Below are 21,307 nucleotides of genomic sequence, written 5' to 3'. Positions count from 1 at the left end.
TTTTGTTTTTATTTATTAAGAATTTACTTTTCATGAAAATATACTTGAAAGCAATATAAATGAATAAACGAAAAAAAATACTGTTAGTACGAGAGGATATCACTAAGCTTGCTGTGGATGCTATTGTGAACTCTGCGAATAAGTCGCTACTAGGTGGAGGTGGTTTAGATTACGTAATCCATAAGAAAGCAGGACTACTGATGAAGCAAGCCTGTATAGAGTTAAACAAGCTAAAAGGTGGATGTCCTACGGGACAGGCAGAGGTAACGATCGCAGGTGACTTGCCGGCACAATATATTATTCATGCCGTTGGACCAAGATGGTTGAATGGTGATCATAATGAAGCAGATTTGCTGTGTAGTGCATATTCAAATGCTTTGATCAAAGCAAATGAAGTACGAGCTAAAAAAGTTTCATTCCCCTCCATCTCTACAGGTGTTTATGCTTTCCCAAAGCAATTGGCAGCAGAAATAGCCATAGGAACAGTATTGTCCACTTTGCCAAATTATTCGTTCATTGATGAGGTGGTTTTTGTCATAAAGGATTCTGACAATTATCAAATTTATCAGAATATTTTGAGCAATCTGCATGATGAACATTTAGAAATTAAGATTGAAAAAACATGACCATAGTAACTTTAGAGTCGAGAGTTATCTCATTAAAAGAACTTTACCAACAAGCTTTAAGTATTCCTGATTATCAACGTCCTTATAAGTGGACAGAGAAGCATGTCAGAACGCTGTTTGATGACCTGGATTATTTTGTTGCGGGAATCACAGCAAAGAATCGTGATGATGAGCGTTATAAGTATCGTTTAGGGACAATTGTTTTACATAAAGGCTCTGTAGAAGCAAAAAGCGATATCGTAGATGGTCAGCAACGTACACTCACTTTTTATTTGATTTGGCATGCTTTGCAGGCGAGGAAGGCTCAACTTAACAAGTTGGGCTTACCTGAGTTCAGTTTAGGGATTCCTAAATGCCGTATCACCCAAGAAAACTTACGGCGAAATTATGAAGTTGTTGAAAAGCTGATTGATAAGCCTCGCTCAAGGTCCTTAGAAGAATATATTGATATTCTTCTAAGTAAATGTGAGTTCGTGGTTGTTGAACTAAGCAAACTTTCTGAAGCATTCCAATTTTTTGACTCGCAGAATTCGAGAGGATTAGATCTTCATCCACATGATTTGTTGAAGGCATACCACCTGAGAGAATTTGATCCATCAGAATCTGAGTTGAAAACGAAAGCTGTTCAGCAATGGGAGCAGAGGGAAGAGAAGGAAGTTAATCGGATATTTTCTCATCTGCTATATCCCATCAGACAATGGACGAAAGGGGAAAAGGCATTCTACTTTGGTAAAGAGCAGGTGGAAGGTTTTAAAGGTTTGTCACTGCATCAGGAAGATCAGTTTCCACTGAGCCAATCATATCGTATCTTGCACAGTATGGTTGATGAGTACAACAATGATCGCTTCCGCAAGGTAGATAATATACATTTGGCTTATCCATTTCAAATCACTCAAACCATGATCAATGGGCGACGTTTTTTTGAGTGGTTTAGCCATTATGAGAGTAAAGCTTTAGGATTGCTTAATCCACCAGATTATGGTGATTGGGTCATGCCATTATTAACCACAGCAATATCGAAAAAAATTTGGCAAGTCATCAATGGCACCGAGCCTTCTAAAGGCTATGAGTATACGGGTAGGAACAGAACAGGTGATGGCTATGTCCAGAAAGTGCTCAATGCTTTTCTATTGGCTTACTATGATCGCTTTGGTGAAGCGGAGTTTTCAAGTGCTTTGGAAATAGGATTTATTTGGGCATATCATTTGAGATTGACACAATCAAGCATTTACGAGTCCAGTATTGAGAACTATGTGATGGATCACAATCTCTTTAAGCGTTTGGATCAATCACTAAGACCAAAAGATTTCTTTAATTTTTCCTTGAATATTTATATCGGTTTAAATGAGACAAGTGAGAAAAGTCGTAAAAGTAAAGTTGAAGGCATTAAAAAGCTGTTTAGAGAAATGAAATACATGGCGGAGCAATAATAATGTCTATAGAGCAATCAAAGCCATTTACCATCTTGCAACTATTGAGCGAAGATGTTGACTACCAAATTCCTGTATATCAACGGAACTATGCTTGGGGAAGACCACAGATTTCAGCAATGATACAGGATGTCTACGACTATTATCTAAAGTCACTGACTAGTCCTGAAAACTATTATATCGGTAGTTTGGTGGTCGCAAAAAAAGAGCATTATTTTGAAGTGCTAGATGGACAGCAACGCTTTACAACCTTAAATCTTTTAGCTTTATTCTTAAAATCTAAACTTAAAAATGCAAAGCTAGATCAATTCAATTGTATACGCTTAAAATTTGAAAGTCGTGAAAAGTCTGCAATTCTTTTAAGCGCATTATGGAGGTTTGCGAATGATCAATCTATTGAACAAGAATTGGATAGATTAAACGCACAACATGGGGATCACGCTATTCTCAGAGGGTATCGCATTATTCAGCAAGAATGCCTCAATATTGTCCAAGAAGATAAACTTGCAGAGTTTACAGACTATCTATTGGATCAGGTTGTAATTTTACGCACGATCATTCCAGAGCTTGCTGATGTGACACATTATTTTGATGCACTGAATAACCGTGGGGAGCAGTTAGAAGCGCATGAAGTGATTAAGGCTCATTTCCTGAGTTTGTTAAGTGCTGAAGATAAAGACCGTCATATTGTTCATCAAGTTTGGTCAGCGTGTCAGGATATGTACAAATATGTTGCCTATGGTTTTAACCCCACTGATAGAAAGCAAATATTTGGTAGTTCATATCATGAATGGTGTGTCGAAGACTACGAAAAATTGAAGTCATGCCTACCTCTCGAAACGCAATCGAAAGATGTAAGTACAGAAGGTAATAGCTCTTATGGGGATAAGCTGACTTTAGAAGGAATTCTAAAGCTTAATCCTGTCCCTATGAGCCAGAAGCCCAATGAAGAATCGAGTGAGCGTTTTGCAAGCATCATTGATTATCCAAACTTCCTGATGCAAGTTTTGAAAATTTATGTCAAAACGCAGTTGAAAGATAGCGATGCTAGCAAGATTGCACTTGATGACAAAACTTTATTAGAAAGCTTTAAAAAAACGATTATAGATGCAAGTCATGCAAAAGCCTTTATCTACCTTCTTTTGAAAACACGATATTTATTCGATCTATATATCATTAAACGGGAGAATAGCCCTCAGCACAAAGGTTGGTCACTCAAGAAACCTAAATACTATAGTTCTGGTAATGTGAGCTATGTGAATACCTTTTCACAATCTGAAGTGGAGGGAGAAAATGAATTAGCATTAGAAGGTGGTCAAAGAAACCTCGTGATGCTTCTATCTGCATTTCATGTTTCCTATCCGACACATTCACGTAAGAACTGGTTGTTAAGCGTTTTATATTGGCTCACAGTTCATAGTGACAAAGAAATTAGCTTAATTGCATATTTTGAATTTGTGGAAAATTTGGCGCGTACTTTGATTAAGAAGCGTTACTTAAGTGCTGACAAGGAAGACTATGAAAATTTTATGTATGGCGACGAAGCTGATCGTAACAATGTGGTCACTGCAGAAGATATAAAAACCCATTTGACTTATCAGAAAATCTCAAATTTTTGTTTGAACTATCTAGATTATCTTTTGTTAAAAAAGGAAAAAGGAAGCCATACTAAGTTTTACTTTAGCTATAAGGATTCGATTGAGCATTTTTATCCGCAGAATCCGAAGGTGGGTGAGCCTTTACCTGAACAAGTTTTAGATAGTCTAGGTAATTTAGGGTTATTGAACCAAAGTGAAAATTCTTCACTCACCAATGACATGCCGATTCAAAAAGCCAATTGGCTAGACGAGCATAAGAAAGTACCAATCAGTTTGAAGTTAGAGTTGATGATGCAGGTTGCTAAAAAGAAAGGATCTGAGTGGAATGAAGATAGTATAGAAAAACATCAGCATGATATGATAGAGTTGCTCTTAGAAGATTTAAACCGAAAAGCATGCTCTTAGGAGCATGCTTTTTTATTATGTATACCTTTTGGTGTGCTAAATCCTAATTTGATATAAAAAATATAGTAAAATCAATAATAAGATACTAATGCATCATTGGAGTGTGTGAAGATAGATCAGCCATGATTTCTGTCATGTTCATGCAGTTGAAGTCCTTTAATTTGAAGCGTAATTTAAGTGTAAGTATGTGACTAGCTTATTTTACGCCATCTTAGTCAAATTAGTGAACCTGCATGTCATTGTTGCTCGCTCTCTAACGAGTCGAACATCGAGCGGTTTAAGCTTTTAAATGGATAATATTCAATTGATCGGGTGTGTTAGTGAGCACACAGCCATAAAAAATATCGCCCATAAAATCTAAACCCACAGTTTCAAAAATGATATCGCATAGCTCAAAGAGCTTAGCTGTTGAAAATGTATGATTTGCGAAGTTAAAAGTGAAAATTATTGTGTCATTTGGCTGAATTTTACTGAGTTTTTCGTGTAATTCATCGTTATAAAAAGCATCGAAATTTGATTGTTTTCTATGGATTCATTTAGAAAGTAGTGCATGTTGTAACATTATGCTTTGCATGGTCTTATTTCTAGCTAAAAGCCGTACTTTGGAAAAACTTCATCACAATCAAAGTAAAAAAAGCCATCATCTTTTCAGATCATGGCAAGCTATTATTCAAACTCAAGCTATGTAGAATTTAAAAATTCAAACTATATGACACGCCCAAAATATTTTGGCTCATGCTTAAATTGGCTTCGCCACCACCAAAATCAGCGGGGATAGAGTTGTTACCTTGCACTGTTTCTTTGAGTGCGTGTGTATAAGCCACACTTACATTTTGTTGATCATCAAGTTGCCAAGTTGCACCAACACTTAAATGCTCTTGTACCACACCTGGTGCCAAAATATTTAGGAAGGTTTGATCATTTTTAACAGGCTGATCGTTATAGCTATAACCCGCACGTAAAGTCAGTTTTTCTGATGCTTGATAAGTCGCTGAAATTTTATAGACATTGATGTCATCCCATCCAAAACCAGGACCTTGTGTTGTGCCAAATTTATTGTTTGCGAATAATTGATCCAGTTTATTGCCAACAGAATCTACATCTGAATAATTAATGCGTAAGTAATCTGTCGCGACTGATAAAGCAGGGGTAAGTTGATAATTTAAACCTACACCATAGCTTTCAGGTACGTCAAAATCACCTTGTTTGGCAAATAAACCTTCATATTTCTTAAAGCGGCTGGCATTAATTTTAGATGAATAGCTTGCACCAAGGGTCAGTTTATCATTTGGTTTTGCCGACCAGCCAATACGTGCACCTACGCCGTATGAATCGTCATTGCCACGATCGCTAATTGCCGCACCGTTTGACGAAGCACCACCAAAGACATCACCAGCAAAACCTTGTGCACTAAAACGTTGATATAAAATATTTGCAGCCAAGGCTATAGATTGATTTTCTGCATATTTCCAAGATAAAGCAGGTGAAATAAAGGCTTGGGTTAATGAAATACCTGCGCTTCCTGTATTATCATAAACTGCATAAGGATTATTTTTATAATTGGTATTCATGCCACCATTGCCATAAACCGCAATACCCGCAGTGACTTGTTCATTCACTGGGTGAACATAACCTAGATCTGGAATTACAAAGTATTTACGGCTATTGCCATCATACTGACCATTTGCTCCATAACCATTTCCTGTAATTTCAGACTCACGATCTGGAGAGAAAATAGTTAAACCTGCATCAACACGCTTATCTAACCAGCTCAAACCCGCTGGGTTGCTTGCAATAGTCAGACTGTCCTGAAAATTGGCAATGGCTGTGCCTGCGTTTCCTTGAGATTTCACACTATATGCATGCATGAAATATCCTGTTGTTGCAAAAGCAGATGTTGAAAACAAAGGTGCGATAACAGCAATTGAGATAAAAGAAGATAGATATTTCATGAGAATATAGATCGAGTAAAAACAATATATGCGGCAGTATATTGAAAAGTTGTATTCTTGTATTTGAATATAAATTCATATCTTTATTCTATTTTTGAATATATAGCTATGAAACAGCAAGGGTATTCATTCTATATGTATATCAAAATGATGCTTCAACTCTTTTGACCAAAGAAGCTCCCTTGGGAGCTTCTTTATTGTTTTTCATTGCTTTAATTCATCATCATAAAGTGCTTTATGCCAAGTTTTCTAACACAAATTGTGGCGATTTAATAAATAATCGAATCAATGCTTGAGCAGAACTCGACGGTTGACGGACACCACGTTCCCAACTTTCTAAAGTTCGGGCAGAGATACACAATTTTGCCGCAAGTTCAGTTTGTGAAATATTCATTTTTTGTCGAACTTTAATGATCTGTTGTGCTAAATCCAAACAAGCCGTTTGCTCTACAGTATGATTCACATGATTATGACTGTGTTGAAGCAGATGCATAGTTATCTCCTCCTTAGGGTCGAATAAACAAGTCAATGAGTTATTAAAATAAGTATTGTCCTACAGCTGCATAAATTTGATACTGCAAAATTTACACTTTAGAGTGAAGCAAAGATGGCAACACTGTAAGAAATGATAAGAAAATTCAAAAGTCAAAACGAGGCGGAGCACGACCTTGTGGTAGAATAAAAAGCGGCTCAGTTTGAAATAGTGTTGGTGTAAACGATGTTTTAAAAGACAAAATCCGAATTTGTGTTCGGATTAACACGTATCTAAGCTTGGTATCTAGTAAGGGAAGTGCAAAGCTATAGACTAAACAATATTCACATTCATGGTTTTCATGTGCATCTTGTTTGGATGATTCATGCGCATGTTGAGCTGAATGCCGTGTGTCAACTTTGTCTGTATGCGGTGAATGAGCCGTATGACTTAGATGAGATTCAGACGTAGATGTGCTGGCTGTGCGTTGTAGAAGATTTGCAGACAGCTGATTTGCAGAGCTTGGCTGATCAAAAAATAATGCTTGGGCAACAGTTTTACAGACAGAGGAAAAATGTTGTTTCTCTGGCAATAAAGGCTGTAGGAATACAGCGACTTGTAACAAGATTGCTGTTAATCCGAGCAATCTTCCCCACATCATCAACACTGCATACGTCTTTTATTGAATTTTCATGTAACACTATAACAAAAAATTTAACTGTTTAATGATAAAGCTTTGTTTATCACATGAACTGTGTAGTAAAAATACTGCTTTACTCAAGTGGTTTTGGGCTAAAGCAATGGATCGTTTCGTAATTTAGTCAATTAAGCTGTAATTGAGATTGTGGGTAAACCAGCTTCAATCCAAGCCTGCATGCCGCCTTGTACAGAAAATATTTTTTCAAAGCCCATACGCTGCAAAGATTGAGTTGCCAAAGCTGAGCGTGCACCTGTACCACAGATCAAATAAATATCTTTTTCAGCTAAATCGGCAAGTGCGCGTTCAACTTCACAGTAATGATTGACAACAGGGTGTTGTGCAATTTTCATTTCGAGCATGCCACGCGGAAAGTTCACAGCACGATCAATTGCACAGGCTTGATGTTCTTCTGGTTCACGTACATCAATCAAAATAATATCAGGATGTTTGCTATACACCTCATAGACATCTTGAACACTCATTTCGGTAATTTGGCTTTTCGCTTCGGTAATCAGTTGATCTGGTGTTTTCATGAAATCACTCACATTTTTTTTGATCCTATATAATATAAACTAATATATTAATTAAGTTTTGATTATTGTTAGCAAATGTGTCTATATGATTTCTCTTTGGAAATAGCCACAGCTAGATAAAATTAGACATGCTATGGTTTAAATCATTTGTTGGAATTTTCAAGTTTTATTTGCTTTGGAGTGTGCAATGTTTAATTTGATGATGTATCTGCCGTGGGGTAAAGTGCCTGAAATAAACGCACAGGATTTGTTACAACAACAGCAAGATGTGCAAATTGTAGATGTACGTACCCGAAAAGAATTTTGTGACAGCCATATTCAAGGTGCGTTGCATTTGCCTTTGAGTCAAATGAATGAATCTAATGTCAAAGCATTATCTTTAGCTCCTACAAAGCCTGTAGTGACTATTTGTCTATCTGCACATCGCAGTATTCCTGCAACCAGAAGATTGGCTAAAATGGGTTATCAGGCATCGCAGTTGCAAGGTGGCATGAAAGCATGGTGGAAACAACAAATGCCATGCGTGTGCTCTCAGGTCAAATAAACAAGTGCATTGAGACTATACTTCAATATGCGCAATGTTGACATTTCTAATGCAGCTGATTGTATAGCTTTGTTAATCTTTGCTTAAAAAATAATATCTTATTTAATTATAAGGTATATACTAGATTTAACACTTTTGTTCGATTGTTCAGGGGACGTAAAATGCCTGCAAGATTTTTTGGAATTTTTCTGGGTTTAATTGCAGCGGTATTAATCATTGGTGGATTATTCATCAATATGATCAGTGGTGAAGCTACCGTCGTGGAATACTGGATTTTATTGTTGCTTCCATGTTTCGGTGTGCCAATTTTATCTGCAGTGTGCCTAAAAGAAATTGATTAAGCACAAAAGTACAAGTTTTCTTTACATTAAAATTGATAGCTGATTGATTCATCGCATTTGATTTTAATGATACAAAAACCCATGAGATCATGGGTTTTTGTTTTTTATAGCAAAAATAGTTGGTCTTGAATCTTTATTTGAATATTTGCAAAGCAGCGTTGCAGAATTGGGCTGTTCAGCAGTCTAGTCATAGTTATATGCTATTAAAATCTAACGACAATATTTAAGCTCAATAACATGCAAGCATTCCATTATCAGGCATTGCCAATCGATGTTCACTTTGGCGTAGGTCATCTGCAAAAAATCCAAGAGATTTTACGTCCTTATGCCTATCAGCGTATTTTAATTATTACTACTGCAGGGCAACAAGCCGCAGGCGAGCGTTTATTGGCACAAATCCAAGACATGGCTGTAGCGGACTATCCTCATGCGGTGATGCATGTGCCAAAAGAGGTTGCAGATCAGGCCATTCAAGATGTGCAGCGTTTAGGAGTAGATTGCTGTTTGGCATTAGGCGGTGGCTCTGCGATTGGTTTAGCCAAAGCGATTGCCTTAGAAACTCATTTGCCGATTATTGCAATTCCGACCACTTATGCAGGTAGTGAAATGACAGCGGTGTATGGCATCACCGAAAACCAGCTGAAAACCACAGGCAAAGCAGCTCAAGTTTTGCCTAAAGTAGTGATTTATGATCCTGAATTGACACTCAACTTACCCACTGAAATTTCGGTATGTTCGGGCATGAATGCGATGGCACATGCAGTTGAGGCATTATATGCACAGGATAAAAATCCCATTGTAAGTTTAATGGCGCTAGAGGCGATTACTCAACTGGCACAGGCTTTACCTGAAATTGTGCAAGCGCCTCATAATATGCAGGCACGTGAACACGCTTTATATGGTGCATGGTTGGCTGGTGTGTTTGGGTTCGGTGGGGATGGCAATTCATCATAAAATTTGCCATAGCTTAGGTGGACGTTATCAGTTGCCACATGCGCAAACCCACGCGATTGTGTTGGCGTATTCAGTGTATTACAACCGACATGCAGATATTGCTGCAATGAATCAACTGGCAGCGGCTTTAAATGTGTCAGATCGGGAACAGTTGGGCTTGGCGATTTATCAGCTTAACCAAAGATTGAATATTCCAATGGCACTTAAAGATTTAGGATTACCCGAAACAGCACCTGCCCAAGTGGCACGTATTATTTGCGATAGTCCATATTATAATCCACGCGAATATGACTATGCCGAATTTGAGGCCTTATTGACCAAAGCTTATTGGGGACAAGCACCAATCTAATACTGCTGAGAAATAGCATGATAGATAAAAAACCGAAGCCACTTAGACTTCGGTTTTTTATTTGCCGTGACGGATTACGGTTTATACAAGCCTAAATCTTGCAAATGTAATCTAAGAATACGTCGCAGTTCCAATACAGCTTCTGGCGTTTCCTGAATTGAATGTCCGCCTTTAATAATTTTTTCTGAAACAGCACCATCTAAGTGCGCACTGTTGTAATGCACCACATCGTCACTCATTAATTGATAGTCTGTGCTGTCAGTATTATTGCCAATAATACTGTGATATTTAAATCCTTTTACAGGCAAAATATCTTCAGTTAATTCCGTAAATTTGGAATTTTTACTTAAATCACTTGGCCCATTTTGAATGACACTATGCCCAATTTCTTTAGTCAGATTTTTTAAATCGACCTCATGTTGCTTTAAGGTGTCAGCAAAGGCACTTAAAAATGCTGTCGGTAAGCGAATGATTTTACGTGCAGCTAGGGTAAACCAGCGGTCTGCAAACTCTGTACCTTTATGCGGCGCAGCCAAGAATATTGCACGGTTAAAATTGGTGATGGGTTTAAGGCGCAAACGTGCTTGCAACAAAGGATCAGATTTAAAGCGTTCAAGACTTCGGTTTTTAAGCATTTGCATGGCAGGTTGTGTTAAGTCGCTATCGCTGACTAACAAACGCGCCAAAATACCGCCCATACTGTGTCCAATCACTACAGCATCTTTTTTGGCAGCAGCAGAAGGGCTAACCTGGTTAAAGCCTTGTTGAAGTAGCGCGTAAATTTGGAAACGGCTTTCTAGAATTGGCATATTAGTTGAGTAAAAGACTTGCCAAACTTGGAAGTTTTCTCGTAAAACAGGGTCGCCCATAATATCGTTGGTTAAGCGAATCCACGCTTCAGGACTACTAGCCAGACCATGAATGAGGACAATGACCTTCTTATTCGGATTGTAGGGCTCAAGTAAGTACAAATGCGGCATACTGAGTCGTTCTTCACGATCGATTAAGGACAAATAAGCCGATTTACCTAAATTATTTTGCGCTAACCACAAGCCATAAGGAGCAGAAAAGTTTGCGGCAAGTGGGTATTGCTTGTGCGCAATTTGAGCGGACTCATATTTATAAGGATCATAAGCTTTGAGCTTAAAATGGGGTCGATTTAAAATATCTTCAATAGAATTTGCACTATGCGGTTCTGCAGTGATTGTCGCGGCTAAATAACGTGCTTGATGAATGTTTGGATTTTTTCCTGCAGGATAATCATATTTTAGTGGATCAATAATGTATTTGCTGTTGCTCAAATCATCGTTTGGATTTTCAGGCAATACCACCAAAAATTCAGACCCAAAACCATCACGGCGGGTGACCGAGCGCAAACCCGAAAAGTTAAGGTTATAGGTTGACATCAATTGCTGAATTTTTTGTTGTTTCAGCTGTGGGTAGTAATCAAAATCAATATCGTAAATGCTGTTGCCAACACGAATTTGTTGTTGCAATTCATCGTGTTTATAGCGCAGCGCATAGCTGCTGACCAATTTGGCAATCGCCTGATTATAAAAATCCCGAATTTGGACTTGTCTGTTATCAAAAAGACGGTCTTGCGGCGCACGTTTGGTTTTAAACATGTAGGCGTAACTATAACGAATACTTTGATCGAGCATGTGCAATTGCTGATCTAAACATTGTTCATAATTGGCCTGATGAATTTTTTGTTGTTCTTCCGATCTTTTACTGTTCAGAATACTGATTTTACAGGATGATGAATTTTCCAGTTCAATCGCTTTCGCTAAATATAATTCACTGGCGGTTGAGAGCAGTTGTTCATCCTGAATTTGTGGGATTTGCTTGAGTGCACTCACACATTCTTCAGGTTTTTCGGCACAAATATTGGCTTCACGTCCTGTCATCGACAAGACATTTAAACTGGCTTCACTCAGTTTTTTGCGCGATAAAATACTATCACGTTCATTGGCAATACTAACTTTTAACGCCTGATTTTTAACACTGACCACCTGACAACCAGACAGCAGTGTTGTACTGAGCAATGCAGCAATCACAATTTTATTCATGGAAAGTCTGGCTTAATTTTTAAGATTTTTTTCCATCATACGTTTTTTTAAAGCTTTTTCAATTGCGTAGAAAGCAAAATAGACCGTCGAAACGGTCTATTTTTAGGTATTTTTGTATCGATTTTTTATTAAGTGCGTGGTGCGATCACTTGCCACACATTCCAGCGACCTTGCTTTTCAATTTCAGCAATCAAACGGTCAGCCACTTCGGCTTCTTGCGGGTATTTGATTTTATAGTTTTTCAAAGTTTGTACTGCATTTTTCTTTTGTTCCATGGCAATATAATTGTTTGCCGCAGACAAATAAGCTTCCTGCACACCTGCTTTCATGGCTTTGTCTAAATAAGGAATCGCTTCACGATGACCGCCCCCTTCAGACAGACCAAAACCAAACCAGAAATTCGCTTCAGCATCTTCCTGATTTATTTTTAAAATACGCTGTGCATAGTTAAGTGAGCGTGTGGTGTAAACAGAGCCTAAGTCTAGGTTACGCGCCATAACACTGGCTTTAAATGCTCGCATCAAAATATCAAAAGAGGCATTTTCATTGGCTGCTAAAGTGTCTAGTTGTTGAGTAACTTCTTTGAGCTTCGCCTCAAAACCTCGACGTTCTTGACGTTCGCTAAAACGTGGCGGATAGTGACGCGCTTTGCCTTCAACCAGTTGTAAGAAGTCATCAATTTCGGTGATATCGATTTCGTTTTCACCAGCCAAAACCGCAAATTTCAAGCTACGGGAATTGTTATTGAGCGTAGGTACAATCAATTTGTTTTGATCTAAGGTAATACTTTTGCTTGGATCATTTGGGTTCGTGACCACCATTTTAGTCACAGGCTGTGCTGCTGCTTTCTGTAGGTTAATTTCAAATGGTGGGGGGGCATCATAATTAAATGGATTTAAGGCATAGAAGGGTGCGCTTAATTCTGGTTCGGTAAATACGATAGGTTTGACTGCTTCTTGTTTTGGTGGTGCAACACAGGCGCTAACGAGCGTTGCAGCTAAAATACTGAGTGCCAAAGGCTTAAGGGTCATGGTGTTCTTCCGTTCAATTTATTTTAAAAGTGAGAGGTGATTGTGTCGAATTAAAATATTGCATGTCGGTCAGTCTAAGAAATCTGTTCCGAACATGCAATACAAAGGATGGGGCTTAGTTACACAGTGATACGAACTTTTTTTTAAGTGTCCGTTGAGTTGTATTGCATTTCACATTCACGTCTAACATCTTCAATTATTTTTAATTCTTCAGCACTATAAGCATGTGCGTGTTGTTGTTGGTTTTTAAAGCTTGGGTCAAGTAAAGATAAACGCTGACACAACAAATTCATACGTTTTTCATTTTGTTCTAAACGATCTAATAACACACGCATACCATCCAAAATCGGGTCGGACTGATTTTGTGTAGCCGCATAAGGTTGGAAACCAATACTCGCGGCATAGTCACGACGACGCGTCTCCTGATCATCGGCAGGTTTATTTTTCATGATAAAGCGCGCAGGGTTGCCCACAGCAGTTGCACCTTCCGGAACTTCTTTGGTCACCACCGCATTAGAGCCAACTTTGGCATTTTTATGTACGGTAAATGGGCCTAGAATTTTCGCGCCTGCACCGACCACCACGCCATCTTCCAAAGTCGGGTGACGTTTGCCTTTATTCCACGTGGTACCGCCTAAAGTCACGCCATGATATAAGGTAACATCATCGCCAATTTCAGCAGTTTCACCAATCACTACGCCCATACCATGGTCAATAAAAAAGCGACGACCAATTTTTGCACCAGGATGAATTTCAATTCCTGTCGCAAAACGGCTAAATGACGAGAGTAGACGTGCCGATCCTTTACAGTCTTTGTTCCATAATTCATGCGCCACGCGATGCATCAGTAATGCGTGAATTCCTGGATAAGTCGTTAAGACTTCGAGCGTATTTCGAGCAGCAGGATCGCGCGCGAAGACAGCTTGAATGTCTTCTTTGAGCTGTTTAAGCATTAGTTTGATCCTCGTCGAGTGTTGATGTAGATTTTTTCCATGAACCGTTATTCATTGCTTGTACGCGGCTAAAAATACCGCGTAGTAAATGGTATTCCATACGATCTAATTGTATACGTCCAAAAAGCCGACGCAAGCGCAAAGGCAATAATCGGGGATTTTTTGGGTCCATAAATTCAATTTCTGCCAGCATTTTTTCTAAATGTGGGTAGAACTGTTGCATTTGCGCGTGGTTGACTAAGGGTTCATCCCATTGCATCGCTTCAGAATCTGTCACTTGCATCGTCGCTGCAGGATCGGCAACTTTTCCGACAATATCGATGGCAGCCATACGCATTTCATAGCAAATCACTTGAATGGCTTGAGCAACATTCAATACACCATATTCTTCATTGACAGGAATCGTCACGTGATAATTCGCCAACGCCAGTTCTTCATTGGTTAAGCCACGATCCTCACGTCCGAAAATAATTGCAATATTTTGCCCATGTTGTGCCACAGCATTTAACGACTTTTTTGCTGCAGGACGTGCATCTAGGAGTGGCCAAGGAATAGTGCGAGTACGCGCACTGGTGCCAAAGACCAAATGGCAGTCGGCAATGGCATCTTCGAGCTGCTCAACCACTTCGATCTGTTCAATTAAATCGGTCGCACCTGCTGCCAAAGCATCAATATCTGGGTGCGGATAGGTTTTTGGAGCAACCAAAACCAATTTGCATAGCCCCATGGTTTTCATAGCGCGTAAGGCACTGCCAATGTTGGCAGGTAGGGTGGTATTCACCATGACAATACGCACGTGGGAGAGGTGTGCGGCAACAGTTGCATTGTCAGTTTGACTCATAACAAATCCAGATGGGTTAAGTTTTTAATTAAGAGTATTGATCAACTTCGGTATGGTATAAATCCATAGCATCGTCCATGCTCATATCAGCAGGTGGTGGAGCAATCGATGCAGGTTTCGCCACATCGACAGCTTTCGCGGCTTTGGATTTCACTTGATATTCGATATGCAGGCTTTCTTTACCAAAATAGTCACGCAATTTGACCAAGGCTTCATCTAAGGGTGCGATTTTCCACTGAATGCCCAAATGTAATTCTGCAGTGGCATAAGCATAGTCAAGGTGCAATAAAACAGGAATATGCGTGCATAAATCCACATTACAATAAGGCAGCAACATATTTTGTAAGTCTTGACTCAAGGTCTTGCTTAAATGTTCTGCATGCAAGTGAATTTGAATACTATTGGCGCGTTTTTGACGAATTTCATTCAAGCTAAACGCTTTGGTTAAGCGTCCCATTGGGCGGTCAAAACCTTCACGTTCGTAAATTTCGCCTTCAATCACCACCACTTTTTCAGTTTGTACAATATCTTTAAAGCGTTGGAAGCGCTCATGGTTGGCAGATACTTCAATACGTGCCGTACCATCATCTAAAGTGACCACCATCCGATTTGGGAAGTTGGCGACATCCACCACCAAGCCTGCAAAGACGGTGGTCACGCCACGACGGGTTGGCGTCAGTTCATTAATTTTACTTGGAATAAAGGCTTTTAATTCATTGCGATAGACATCAATCGGGTGACCAGTGAGGTAAAGTCCAAGTGTGTCTTTTTCACCTTTAAGTCGGACTTCATCTGACCATGGTTTTACAGGTTTGGCAGGCTTACGTTGTACTTCTTCAACTTCACCAAATAAATCCATGATGCCTGTTTCACGGTTGGAACGTGCTTGTTCCGCTGCTTGTACCGCTTCTGGCAATTGTGCCATTAAACTTGAGCGTTCGATGCCTAAACAGTCTAATGCACCCGCACGAATTAAGGCTTCAAGGGTTCGTTTGTTGATTTTTTTCAAATCAATACGATGACAGAAGTCAAATAAATCGCGGTATGGACCTTCTTTTTGGCGAGAATCAATCACCGATTGCATGGCTTGTTCGCCCACGCCTTTAATTGCGCCAAGTCCGTAGACAATAGTGCGTTCATCGCTGGCGTGGAAATGATACAAAGACATATTTACCGAAGGTGGTAAAACTTCCAGATCATTGTGGCGACAGTCATCAATCAGGAACACCACGTTATCGGTGTTTTGCATTTCCGACGACATGACCGCTGCCAAGAATTCGGCAGGGTAATGTGCTTTCAGCCATGCCGTCTGATAGGCAACGAGGGCATAAGCAGCCGCGTGGGATTTGTTAAAACCGTAGCCTGCGAACTTTTCCATATAGTCGAAAATATGGTTGGCTGTGGCGGCATCAATGTCTTTTTTCGCAGCACCTTCAATAAAGATTTGGCGCTGTTTCACCATTTCTTCAGGTTTTTTCTTACCCATAGCACGACGTAGTAAGTCCGCACCACCGAGGGTATAGCCTGCACAATACTGTGCCGCCTGCATTACCTGTTCCTGATAAACCATAATGCCGTAGGTTGGTTCAAGCACACCTTCTAGCAAAGGATGCAGATACTCAAACTCGCCACCGTGCATACGGTGAATAAAGTCTGGAATGAGATCCATCGGGCCAGGACGATACAAGGACACGAAGGCAATAATTTCCTCAAATTTGCTTGGGCGTGCTTCTTTCAGCATCTTTTTCATGCCCACGGATTCAAACTGGAATACCGCTGTGGTGTTGGCATTGGCAAAGACTAAATAGGCGTCTTTATCGTCCAATGGAATATGGGCAATATCTAGCGGTGTATCGGCTTGGATGCGTTTATTGATATTTTGTACTGCATCTTCAATAACCGTCAGGTTACGTAAACCCAAGAAGTCAAATTTGACCAAACCTGCCGATTCAACATCGTCTTTATCGTATTGTGCAACACGGGCGGTTCCATCAGCATCGCACATAACCGCAGAAAAGTCGGTGATTTTGGTTGGTGCAATGACCACACCACCTGCGTGTTTGCCTGTGTTGCGGGTAATGCCTTCAAGTTTTAAAGCCATTTCCCAAATTTCTGAAGCATCGTCATAGTCTGGGTTAGATGGATTGGTCACCACATCTTTCAGCTGTGGTTCGGCTTCAATTGATTCTTCCAAACTAAGCCCTAAAGGTTTAGTTGGAATCAGTTTAGAAATACGGTCTGCCAAACCATAAGACTTGCCCAAAACCCGTGCGACATCTCGAATCGCACCTTTGGCGGCCATAGTACCGAAAGTGGCAATTTGTGATACCGCATCACGTCCATAGGTGCGTGCCACATAATCAATGACTTTATCGCGTCCTGCAATACAGAAATCGACGTCAAAGTCGGGCATGGATACACGTTCTGGGTTTAAGAAACGTTCAAAGAGTAGTTCATAACGCAATGGGTCTAAGTCGGTAATTTTTAAGCTATAAGCGACCAATGAGCCTGCGCCTGAACCACGACCCGGCCCAACAGGTACGCCATTATTTTTAGACCATTGAATAAAGTCCATGACGATGAGGAAGTAACCTGGGAAGCCCATCGAGTTAATAATATTAATTTCGTATTCAATTCGTTCATCATAAGGTTTGCGAATTTCTGCCCAGTCTTCATCGCGCTGTGTGACAGGATAGAGCACATTTAGACGTTCTTCTAAACCTTGTTTGGATAGGTGCGCGAAGTAGGTATCAATGGTGTGTCCGTCTGGAATTGGATAATCTGGAAGGAAATATTTACCCAATTGCAGCGTGACGTTACAGCGTTTGGCAATATGATAGCTGTTTTCAATAGCACTTGGAATGTCGGAAAATAATTCCGTCATTTCTGCAGTAGTTTTAAAATATTGCTCAGGACTATACGTTTTAGGACGACGGTTATCCCCTAAAACATAACCATCGGCAATACAAACTCGCGCTTCGTGCGCTTCATAATCTTCACGGCGGACAAAGTGCACATCATTATGTGCCACCACGCCAATATTATATTTTTTAGCTAATTTAACCGCTTCGGCAATAAAAGCATCTTCATCGGGACGGTCTGTACGGGTCAGCGCCAAATAGACCCGATTACCAAATTTTTCTATCCATTCTTCTAGCAACGGTTCGGCTTTTTGTGGATTGGACGTGATCAGCATTTTGCCGACATCACTTTGAATGCCGAGTAACAGAATCAGATCATCGGCTTGTTCTAAAATCCATGCTTTATTGACGCAAGGGATATTGAGTTGCTGACCTTCAATATAGCCACGCGACACCAGTTCGGTCAGATTGCGCCAGCCGTGATTGTTCATCGACAATAGCGTCACACGATGATCGGCATCATTTAAACGCAGCACTGAACCTAAAATCGGTTTGATGCCTTGCCCCAAACATTTGCCATAAAACTTTACGGCAGCGTGCAGGTTAGAGAGATCGGTCAATGCCAAAGCAGGCATTTCTTCATTGACTGCAGCTTTAATCAAGTCAGGTACGCGTACAATCGACTCGGTAATCGAAAATTCTGTATGTATACCTAAATGAACAAAGCGCATGAATCAGTCCCTTAAAAAATCACGGGTTAGTTTAGCATGCTCTGCTCAAGACAAAACATGCTGCAAAGTTTTTCCTACGGTTTTCGATGATCTTGACCGTATATCAAAATTTCAGTTTTTTGGATGTTGATATGGCGTGAATCACGTATGCATGGAGAAGGAGTGTGGTTTTAACCCCTTACACACTCATACGAGTAGCAAGGAGTTAAATGGTGAATCTATTTCTGATGTGTAGATGAAAGATTTATCTGAGTTTAGATAACCAATCGCCTAAACTTTGCACCAATTGCACTAAAATTAATAAGACCACCACGGTTAGCATCACGACACTACTATCAAAGCGTTGATAACCATAAGAAATAGCAAGGTCACCAATGCCGCCTGCACCGACTGCGCCTGCCATAGCAGTTGCGCCAATTAAGCTAATGGTGGCTGTGGTTAGGTTCAAAATGAGTGAGCTACGTGCTTCAGGTAAAATAAATTTGAAGATAATCTGTAAGGGTGTAGCACCCATTGCCTGTGCAGATTCGACAATCCCTTCATTGACTTCAAGCAGTGAAGTTTCTACCAAACGACCAATATACGGGCCGACATAAATGGTCAGTGGAACAATGGCTGCCCAAGTTCCGATGGATGTACCCACTAACAATTTAGTCAGCGGAATCACCGCAATCAATAAAATAATAAAGGGTAGGGAGCGTAGTGCGTTTACAATCGGGTTAAGCCCGTGATAAATCACACGGTTTGGCAAAATACCTGTCGGACGAGTCACTACAAGGGTAATGCCCTGAATAAAGCCCCAGATACAACCAAACAACATGGCAAAGAACACCATGTGAAAGGTCTCTTGTAAGGCTGTAACAAACTGGTCAATAGATAAAGAGCTTTTCCAGAAAGGCGCAGTTACTGAGGTCAGCCACTGTACAATTAAATCTCTCATGCTTGTACTCCTGACTGTTCAACTTCAACACCATTGGCTTGCAGAAATTCAAGTGCTTGTTGAATGACGCTTGCATCACCGAGCAATTGTATAAACATTTGCCCAATCACAGCGCCATCAATTTCGGTCATATTGGCAAATAAAATATTCAGGCTGATATCAAACTGTTTAATGACGGCTTGAATTACGGTTTCCTGAGCTGATTTACCTAAAAACTTCAGACAATAAATGCTGTGCTGATTTTGATTTTCCAGATTATTCAAAATATTGATAGGCAATTGCTGCTGCAACACGGTTTGAATAAAGCTTTTGGTAGTCGGATGTTGCGGTTGACTAAATATTTCTAGGGTTGAACCTGTTTCAATGACTTTGCCTTGTTCCATCACCGCGACATAATCACAAACCGATTCAATCACATCCATTTCATGTGTGACCATCACAATGGTAATGCCTTGTTCACGGTTAATCTTTTTCAGTAATTCCAGTACAGATTTGGTGGTTTGCGGGTCAAGTGCCGAAGTCGCTTCATCGCAAAGTAAAATTTTAGGATGATTGGCGAGTGCGCGGGCAATACCGACACGTTGTTTTTGTCCGCCTGAAAGTTCATCAGGATAGGCGCCTTTTTTATGTTTTAAATCAATAAACTCAAGTAATTCATTTAAACGCTTTTCGCGTTCGGCTTTGTTCCAGCCTAACAGTTTCATTGGCATTTCAATATTGGCAGCCACAGTTTTAGTCTGCAATAAATTGAAGTGCTGAAAAATCATTCCGATATGGGCACGTTCTTGACGTAATTCACGAGCATTGAGTGCAGTAAAATCTTTTTGATGAATGATGACTTGCCCAGCATTTGGACGCTCCAACAAATTGATCAAGCGGATTAACGTACTTTTACCTGCACCACTATAGCCAATAATGCCAAAAATACTACCTGTTGGAATTTGTAGGTTAATTTGATCCAACGCACGCAGTGTTTGACCTTTGAGCTGATAGTGCTTTGAAATGTTTTTAAATTCAATCATATCGTCAAGAAATGTCCATAAATGAAAAAACAGGCAAAGTTCGCTTTGCCTGTTTTGTTTAACGCATTATATTACTATTTTGCTGCTTCAGTGAAATAGCTGACAGGTTTATTTACCGCAACTTTTGTTCCGCCAAAGTGCTGATCAATATATTTCTTCACCGCTTCGGTATGATACAACGCACCTACTTTTTGCAAGATTGGGTCATTTTGACGATCTGCAGCAGTCGCGAGAATGTTGACATTCATTTTTGTGCTCTGGTCAATTGGCTCGTAATAAATTGAATCTTTAAGTACGTTCAAACCACCTTCCATTGCAAGAGTGTTGCCCAAAACAATTGCATCGACTTCATCTTTTACACGTACAGCCGTTGCCATTTGAATCGGTTTGATTTGAATTTGCTTCGCATTTTCTACGATGTCTGCAGGCGTGCCTTGAACATTGTCAAAACCATCTTTCAGTTTAACCAAACCAGCCGATTGAAGTAATAACAGTGCACGTGATTCATTGGCACCATCATTTGGAATAGCAATGGTTGCACCTGTTTTGAACTCATCCAACTTTTTCACTTTGCTTGAGTAAATACCCATTGGCTCTAAGTAAGTTGTTGCGACCGGTGCAATTTGATCTTTATTGTTGGAATTAAATGCCACCATATAGGCATAAGATTGGAATGCGTTAAGATCAATTTCTTTATTTGCTACCGCCGTGTTCATTGACACGTAATCGGTGAAGTTTTTCACTTCAAGTTGAATACCTGCTGCTTTGGTTTCAGGTAAGTCGGCAATAAAACGCCAAATATCTGCATCTGAACCAGTCGATGCCATAGTGACAGTGTGTAGAGCAGAAGAATCTTTTTGTGCCGCGTCAGTCGCAGGCGCTTCTTGTTTGCCACAGCCAGCCAAGCCAACTGAAAGACCAAGTACAAGACCAAGGAGCTTTTTCATGAATATAT

At 40.0% G+C, this 21,307-nt stretch carries 17 protein-coding genes and 1 pseudogene; 6 read left to right on the top strand and 12 right to left on the bottom strand.

Translation table 11 applies throughout. The features are described from left to right. Positions 1–59 precede the first annotated feature (59 nt). The 3 genes from C3Y93_RS04015 to C3Y93_RS04005 are packed head-to-tail and all read left to right on the top strand — an operon-like array spanning position 60 to position 4,059. Complete coding sequence (locus C3Y93_RS04015; RefSeq protein WP_104852140.1) at positions 60–626, top strand: macro domain-containing protein; 567 nt, start codon at positions 60–62, stop codon at positions 624–626. Continuing rightward, entirely contained in the window at positions 623–2,056 is a 1,434-nt protein-coding gene (locus C3Y93_RS04010; RefSeq protein ID WP_104852139.1) for a DUF262 domain-containing protein, read from the top strand. The genes C3Y93_RS04015 and C3Y93_RS04010 overlap by 4 nt, the downstream gene beginning before the upstream one ends. A 2-nt stretch (positions 2,057–2,058) precedes the next feature. Then, on the top strand, positions 2,059–4,059 hold the full coding sequence (locus C3Y93_RS04005) for a DUF262 domain-containing protein (protein ID WP_104852138.1): 2,001 nt from the start codon (positions 2,059–2,061) through the stop codon (positions 4,057–4,059). Positions 4,060–4,751: 692 nt separating this feature from the next. Here the strand turns inward: C3Y93_RS04005 and C3Y93_RS04000 are convergent. From C3Y93_RS04000 to C3Y93_RS03985, 4 genes are all read right to left on the bottom strand, one after another. Next, on the bottom strand, positions 4,752–6,011 hold the full coding sequence (locus C3Y93_RS04000; protein ID WP_104852137.1) for an OmpP1/FadL family transporter: 1,260 nt from the start codon (positions 6,009–6,011) through the stop codon (positions 4,752–4,754). A gap of 235 nt (positions 6,012–6,246) precedes the next feature. After that, positions 6,247–6,504 (bottom strand): helix-turn-helix domain-containing protein, encoded by a 258-nt coding sequence (locus tag C3Y93_RS03995; RefSeq protein ID WP_004973099.1) that lies wholly within the window; start codon positions 6,502–6,504, stop codon positions 6,247–6,249. Positions 6,505–6,649: 145 nt separating this feature from the next. After that, positions 6,650–7,144, bottom strand: coding sequence for a DUF2946 domain-containing protein (locus C3Y93_RS03990; protein WP_171287380.1), 495 nt, complete (start codon positions 7,142–7,144; stop codon positions 6,650–6,652). A gap of 164 nt (positions 7,145–7,308) precedes the next feature. Then, a complete protein-coding gene (locus tag C3Y93_RS03985) occupies positions 7,309–7,716 on the bottom strand; it encodes a rhodanese-like domain-containing protein (RefSeq protein ID WP_004973106.1) in 408 nt (135 codons plus the stop codon). Positions 7,717–7,903: 187 nt separating this feature from the next. On the opposite strand from C3Y93_RS03985, the gene C3Y93_RS03980 reads away from it, so the two are divergent. From C3Y93_RS03980 to C3Y93_RS03970, 3 genes and pseudogenes are all read left to right on the top strand, one after another. Continuing rightward, positions 7,904–8,260: a rhodanese-like domain-containing protein gene (locus C3Y93_RS03980; RefSeq protein WP_104852135.1), complete on the top strand. Its 357-nt coding sequence runs from the start codon at positions 7,904–7,906 to the stop codon at positions 8,258–8,260. A 161-nt stretch (positions 8,261–8,421) separates the two neighbouring features. Next, positions 8,422–8,601, top strand: coding sequence for a hypothetical protein (locus C3Y93_RS03975; RefSeq protein WP_096900920.1), 180 nt, complete (start codon positions 8,422–8,424; stop codon positions 8,599–8,601). A 237-nt stretch (positions 8,602–8,838) separates the two neighbouring features. Next, a pseudogene (locus C3Y93_RS03970) lies at positions 8,839–9,904 on the top strand (maleylacetate reductase). Between the two features lie 74 nt (positions 9,905–9,978). On the opposite strand, the gene C3Y93_RS03965 reads toward C3Y93_RS03970, so the two are convergent. The 8 genes from C3Y93_RS03965 to C3Y93_RS03930 all read right to left on the bottom strand — a co-directional run bounded on the left by C3Y93_RS03965 (position 9,979) and on the right by C3Y93_RS03930 (position 21,299). Next, on the bottom strand, positions 9,979–11,973 hold the full coding sequence (locus C3Y93_RS03965) for an esterase/lipase family protein (RefSeq protein WP_104852134.1): 1,995 nt from the start codon (positions 11,971–11,973) through the stop codon (positions 9,979–9,981). Positions 11,974–12,101: 128 nt separating this feature from the next. Further along, on the bottom strand, positions 12,102–13,004 hold the full coding sequence (locus C3Y93_RS03960; protein WP_104852133.1) for an ABUW_2363 family tetratricopeptide repeat lipoprotein: 903 nt from the start codon (positions 13,002–13,004) through the stop codon (positions 12,102–12,104). Between the two features lie 143 nt (positions 13,005–13,147). After that, the gene (gene cysE, locus C3Y93_RS03955) at positions 13,148–13,957 is read right to left on the bottom strand and encodes a serine O-acetyltransferase (RefSeq protein WP_019838001.1); all 810 of its coding nucleotides are present in this window, start codon (positions 13,955–13,957) and stop codon (positions 13,148–13,150) included. After that, on the bottom strand, positions 13,950–14,798 hold the full coding sequence (locus C3Y93_RS03950) for an RNA methyltransferase (protein WP_104852132.1): 849 nt from the start codon (positions 14,796–14,798) through the stop codon (positions 13,950–13,952). Before C3Y93_RS03950 ends, cysE begins: the two co-directional genes overlap by 8 nt. A 28-nt stretch (positions 14,799–14,826) precedes the next feature. Continuing rightward, positions 14,827–18,390 carry a DNA polymerase III subunit alpha gene (gene dnaE / locus C3Y93_RS03945; protein ID WP_104852131.1) on the bottom strand — a complete coding sequence of 1,188 codons (3,564 nt, stop codon included), beginning with the start codon at positions 18,388–18,390 and terminating at the stop codon, positions 14,827–14,829. Between the two features lie 244 nt (positions 18,391–18,634). Beyond that, complete coding sequence (locus C3Y93_RS03940; protein WP_004973122.1) at positions 18,635–19,330, bottom strand: methionine ABC transporter permease; 696 nt, start codon at positions 19,328–19,330, stop codon at positions 18,635–18,637. Next, the gene (locus C3Y93_RS03935; RefSeq protein WP_104852130.1) at positions 19,327–20,352 is read right to left on the bottom strand and encodes a methionine ABC transporter ATP-binding protein; all 1,026 of its coding nucleotides are present in this window, start codon (positions 20,350–20,352) and stop codon (positions 19,327–19,329) included. The genes C3Y93_RS03940 and C3Y93_RS03935 overlap by 4 nt, the downstream gene beginning before the upstream one ends. Before the next feature lie 74 nt (positions 20,353–20,426). Beyond that, positions 20,427–21,299 carry a MetQ/NlpA family ABC transporter substrate-binding protein gene (locus C3Y93_RS03930; protein WP_104852129.1) on the bottom strand — a complete coding sequence of 291 codons (873 nt, stop codon included), beginning with the start codon at positions 21,297–21,299 and terminating at the stop codon, positions 20,427–20,429. Between the last annotated feature and the right edge of the window lie 8 nt (positions 21,300–21,307).

This window comes from Acinetobacter sp. SWBY1, assembly GCF_002946595.1.
Lineage (GTDB): Bacteria > Pseudomonadota > Gammaproteobacteria > Pseudomonadales > Moraxellaceae > Acinetobacter > Acinetobacter towneri.
Note: the sequence above shows the minus strand (reverse complement) of the source record. Positions and strands in the feature narration are given on the sequence as shown.

Coding starts and splice junctions, on each gene's coding strand:
- C3Y93_RS03935 (WP_104852130.1), bottom strand. CDS start 20,352: ATGATTGAATTTAAAAACATTTCAAAGCACTATCAGCTCAAAGGTCAA.
- C3Y93_RS04000 (WP_104852137.1), bottom strand. CDS start 6,011: ATGAAATATCTATCTTCTTTTATCTCAATTGCTGTTATCGCACCTTTG.
- C3Y93_RS03995 (WP_004973099.1), bottom strand. CDS start 6,504: ATGCATCTGCTTCAACACAGTCATAATCATGTGAATCATACTGTAGAG.
- dnaE (WP_104852131.1), bottom strand. CDS start 18,390: ATGCGCTTTGTTCATTTAGGTATACATACAGAATTTTCGATTACCGAG.
- C3Y93_RS03960 (WP_104852133.1), bottom strand. CDS start 13,004: ATGACCCTTAAGCCTTTGGCACTCAGTATTTTAGCTGCAACGCTCGTT.
- C3Y93_RS03980 (WP_104852135.1), top strand. CDS start 7,904: ATGTTTAATTTGATGATGTATCTGCCGTGGGGTAAAGTGCCTGAAATA.
- C3Y93_RS03965 (WP_104852134.1), bottom strand. CDS start 11,973: ATGAATAAAATTGTGATTGCTGCATTGCTCAGTACAACACTGCTGTCT.
- C3Y93_RS03975 (WP_096900920.1), top strand. CDS start 8,422: ATGCCTGCAAGATTTTTTGGAATTTTTCTGGGTTTAATTGCAGCGGTA.
- C3Y93_RS03990 (WP_171287380.1), bottom strand. CDS start 7,144: ATGATGTGGGGAAGATTGCTCGGATTAACAGCAATCTTGTTACAAGTC.
- C3Y93_RS03950 (WP_104852132.1), bottom strand. CDS start 14,798: ATGAGTCAAACTGACAATGCAACTGTTGCCGCACACCTCTCCCACGTG.
- C3Y93_RS03985 (WP_004973106.1), bottom strand. CDS start 7,716: ATGAAAACACCAGATCAACTGATTACCGAAGCGAAAAGCCAAATTACC.
- C3Y93_RS04010 (WP_104852139.1), top strand. CDS start 623: ATGACCATAGTAACTTTAGAGTCGAGAGTTATCTCATTAAAAGAACTT.
- C3Y93_RS03930 (WP_104852129.1), bottom strand. CDS start 21,299: ATGAAAAAGCTCCTTGGTCTTGTACTTGGTCTTTCAGTTGGCTTGGCT.
- cysE (WP_019838001.1), bottom strand. CDS start 13,957: ATGCTTAAACAGCTCAAAGAAGACATTCAAGCTGTCTTCGCGCGCGAT.
- C3Y93_RS03940 (WP_004973122.1), bottom strand. CDS start 19,330: ATGAGAGATTTAATTGTACAGTGGCTGACCTCAGTAACTGCGCCTTTC.
- C3Y93_RS04005 (WP_104852138.1), top strand. CDS start 2,059: ATGTCTATAGAGCAATCAAAGCCATTTACCATCTTGCAACTATTGAGC.
- C3Y93_RS04015 (WP_104852140.1), top strand. CDS start 60: ATGAATAAACGAAAAAAAATACTGTTAGTACGAGAGGATATCACTAAG.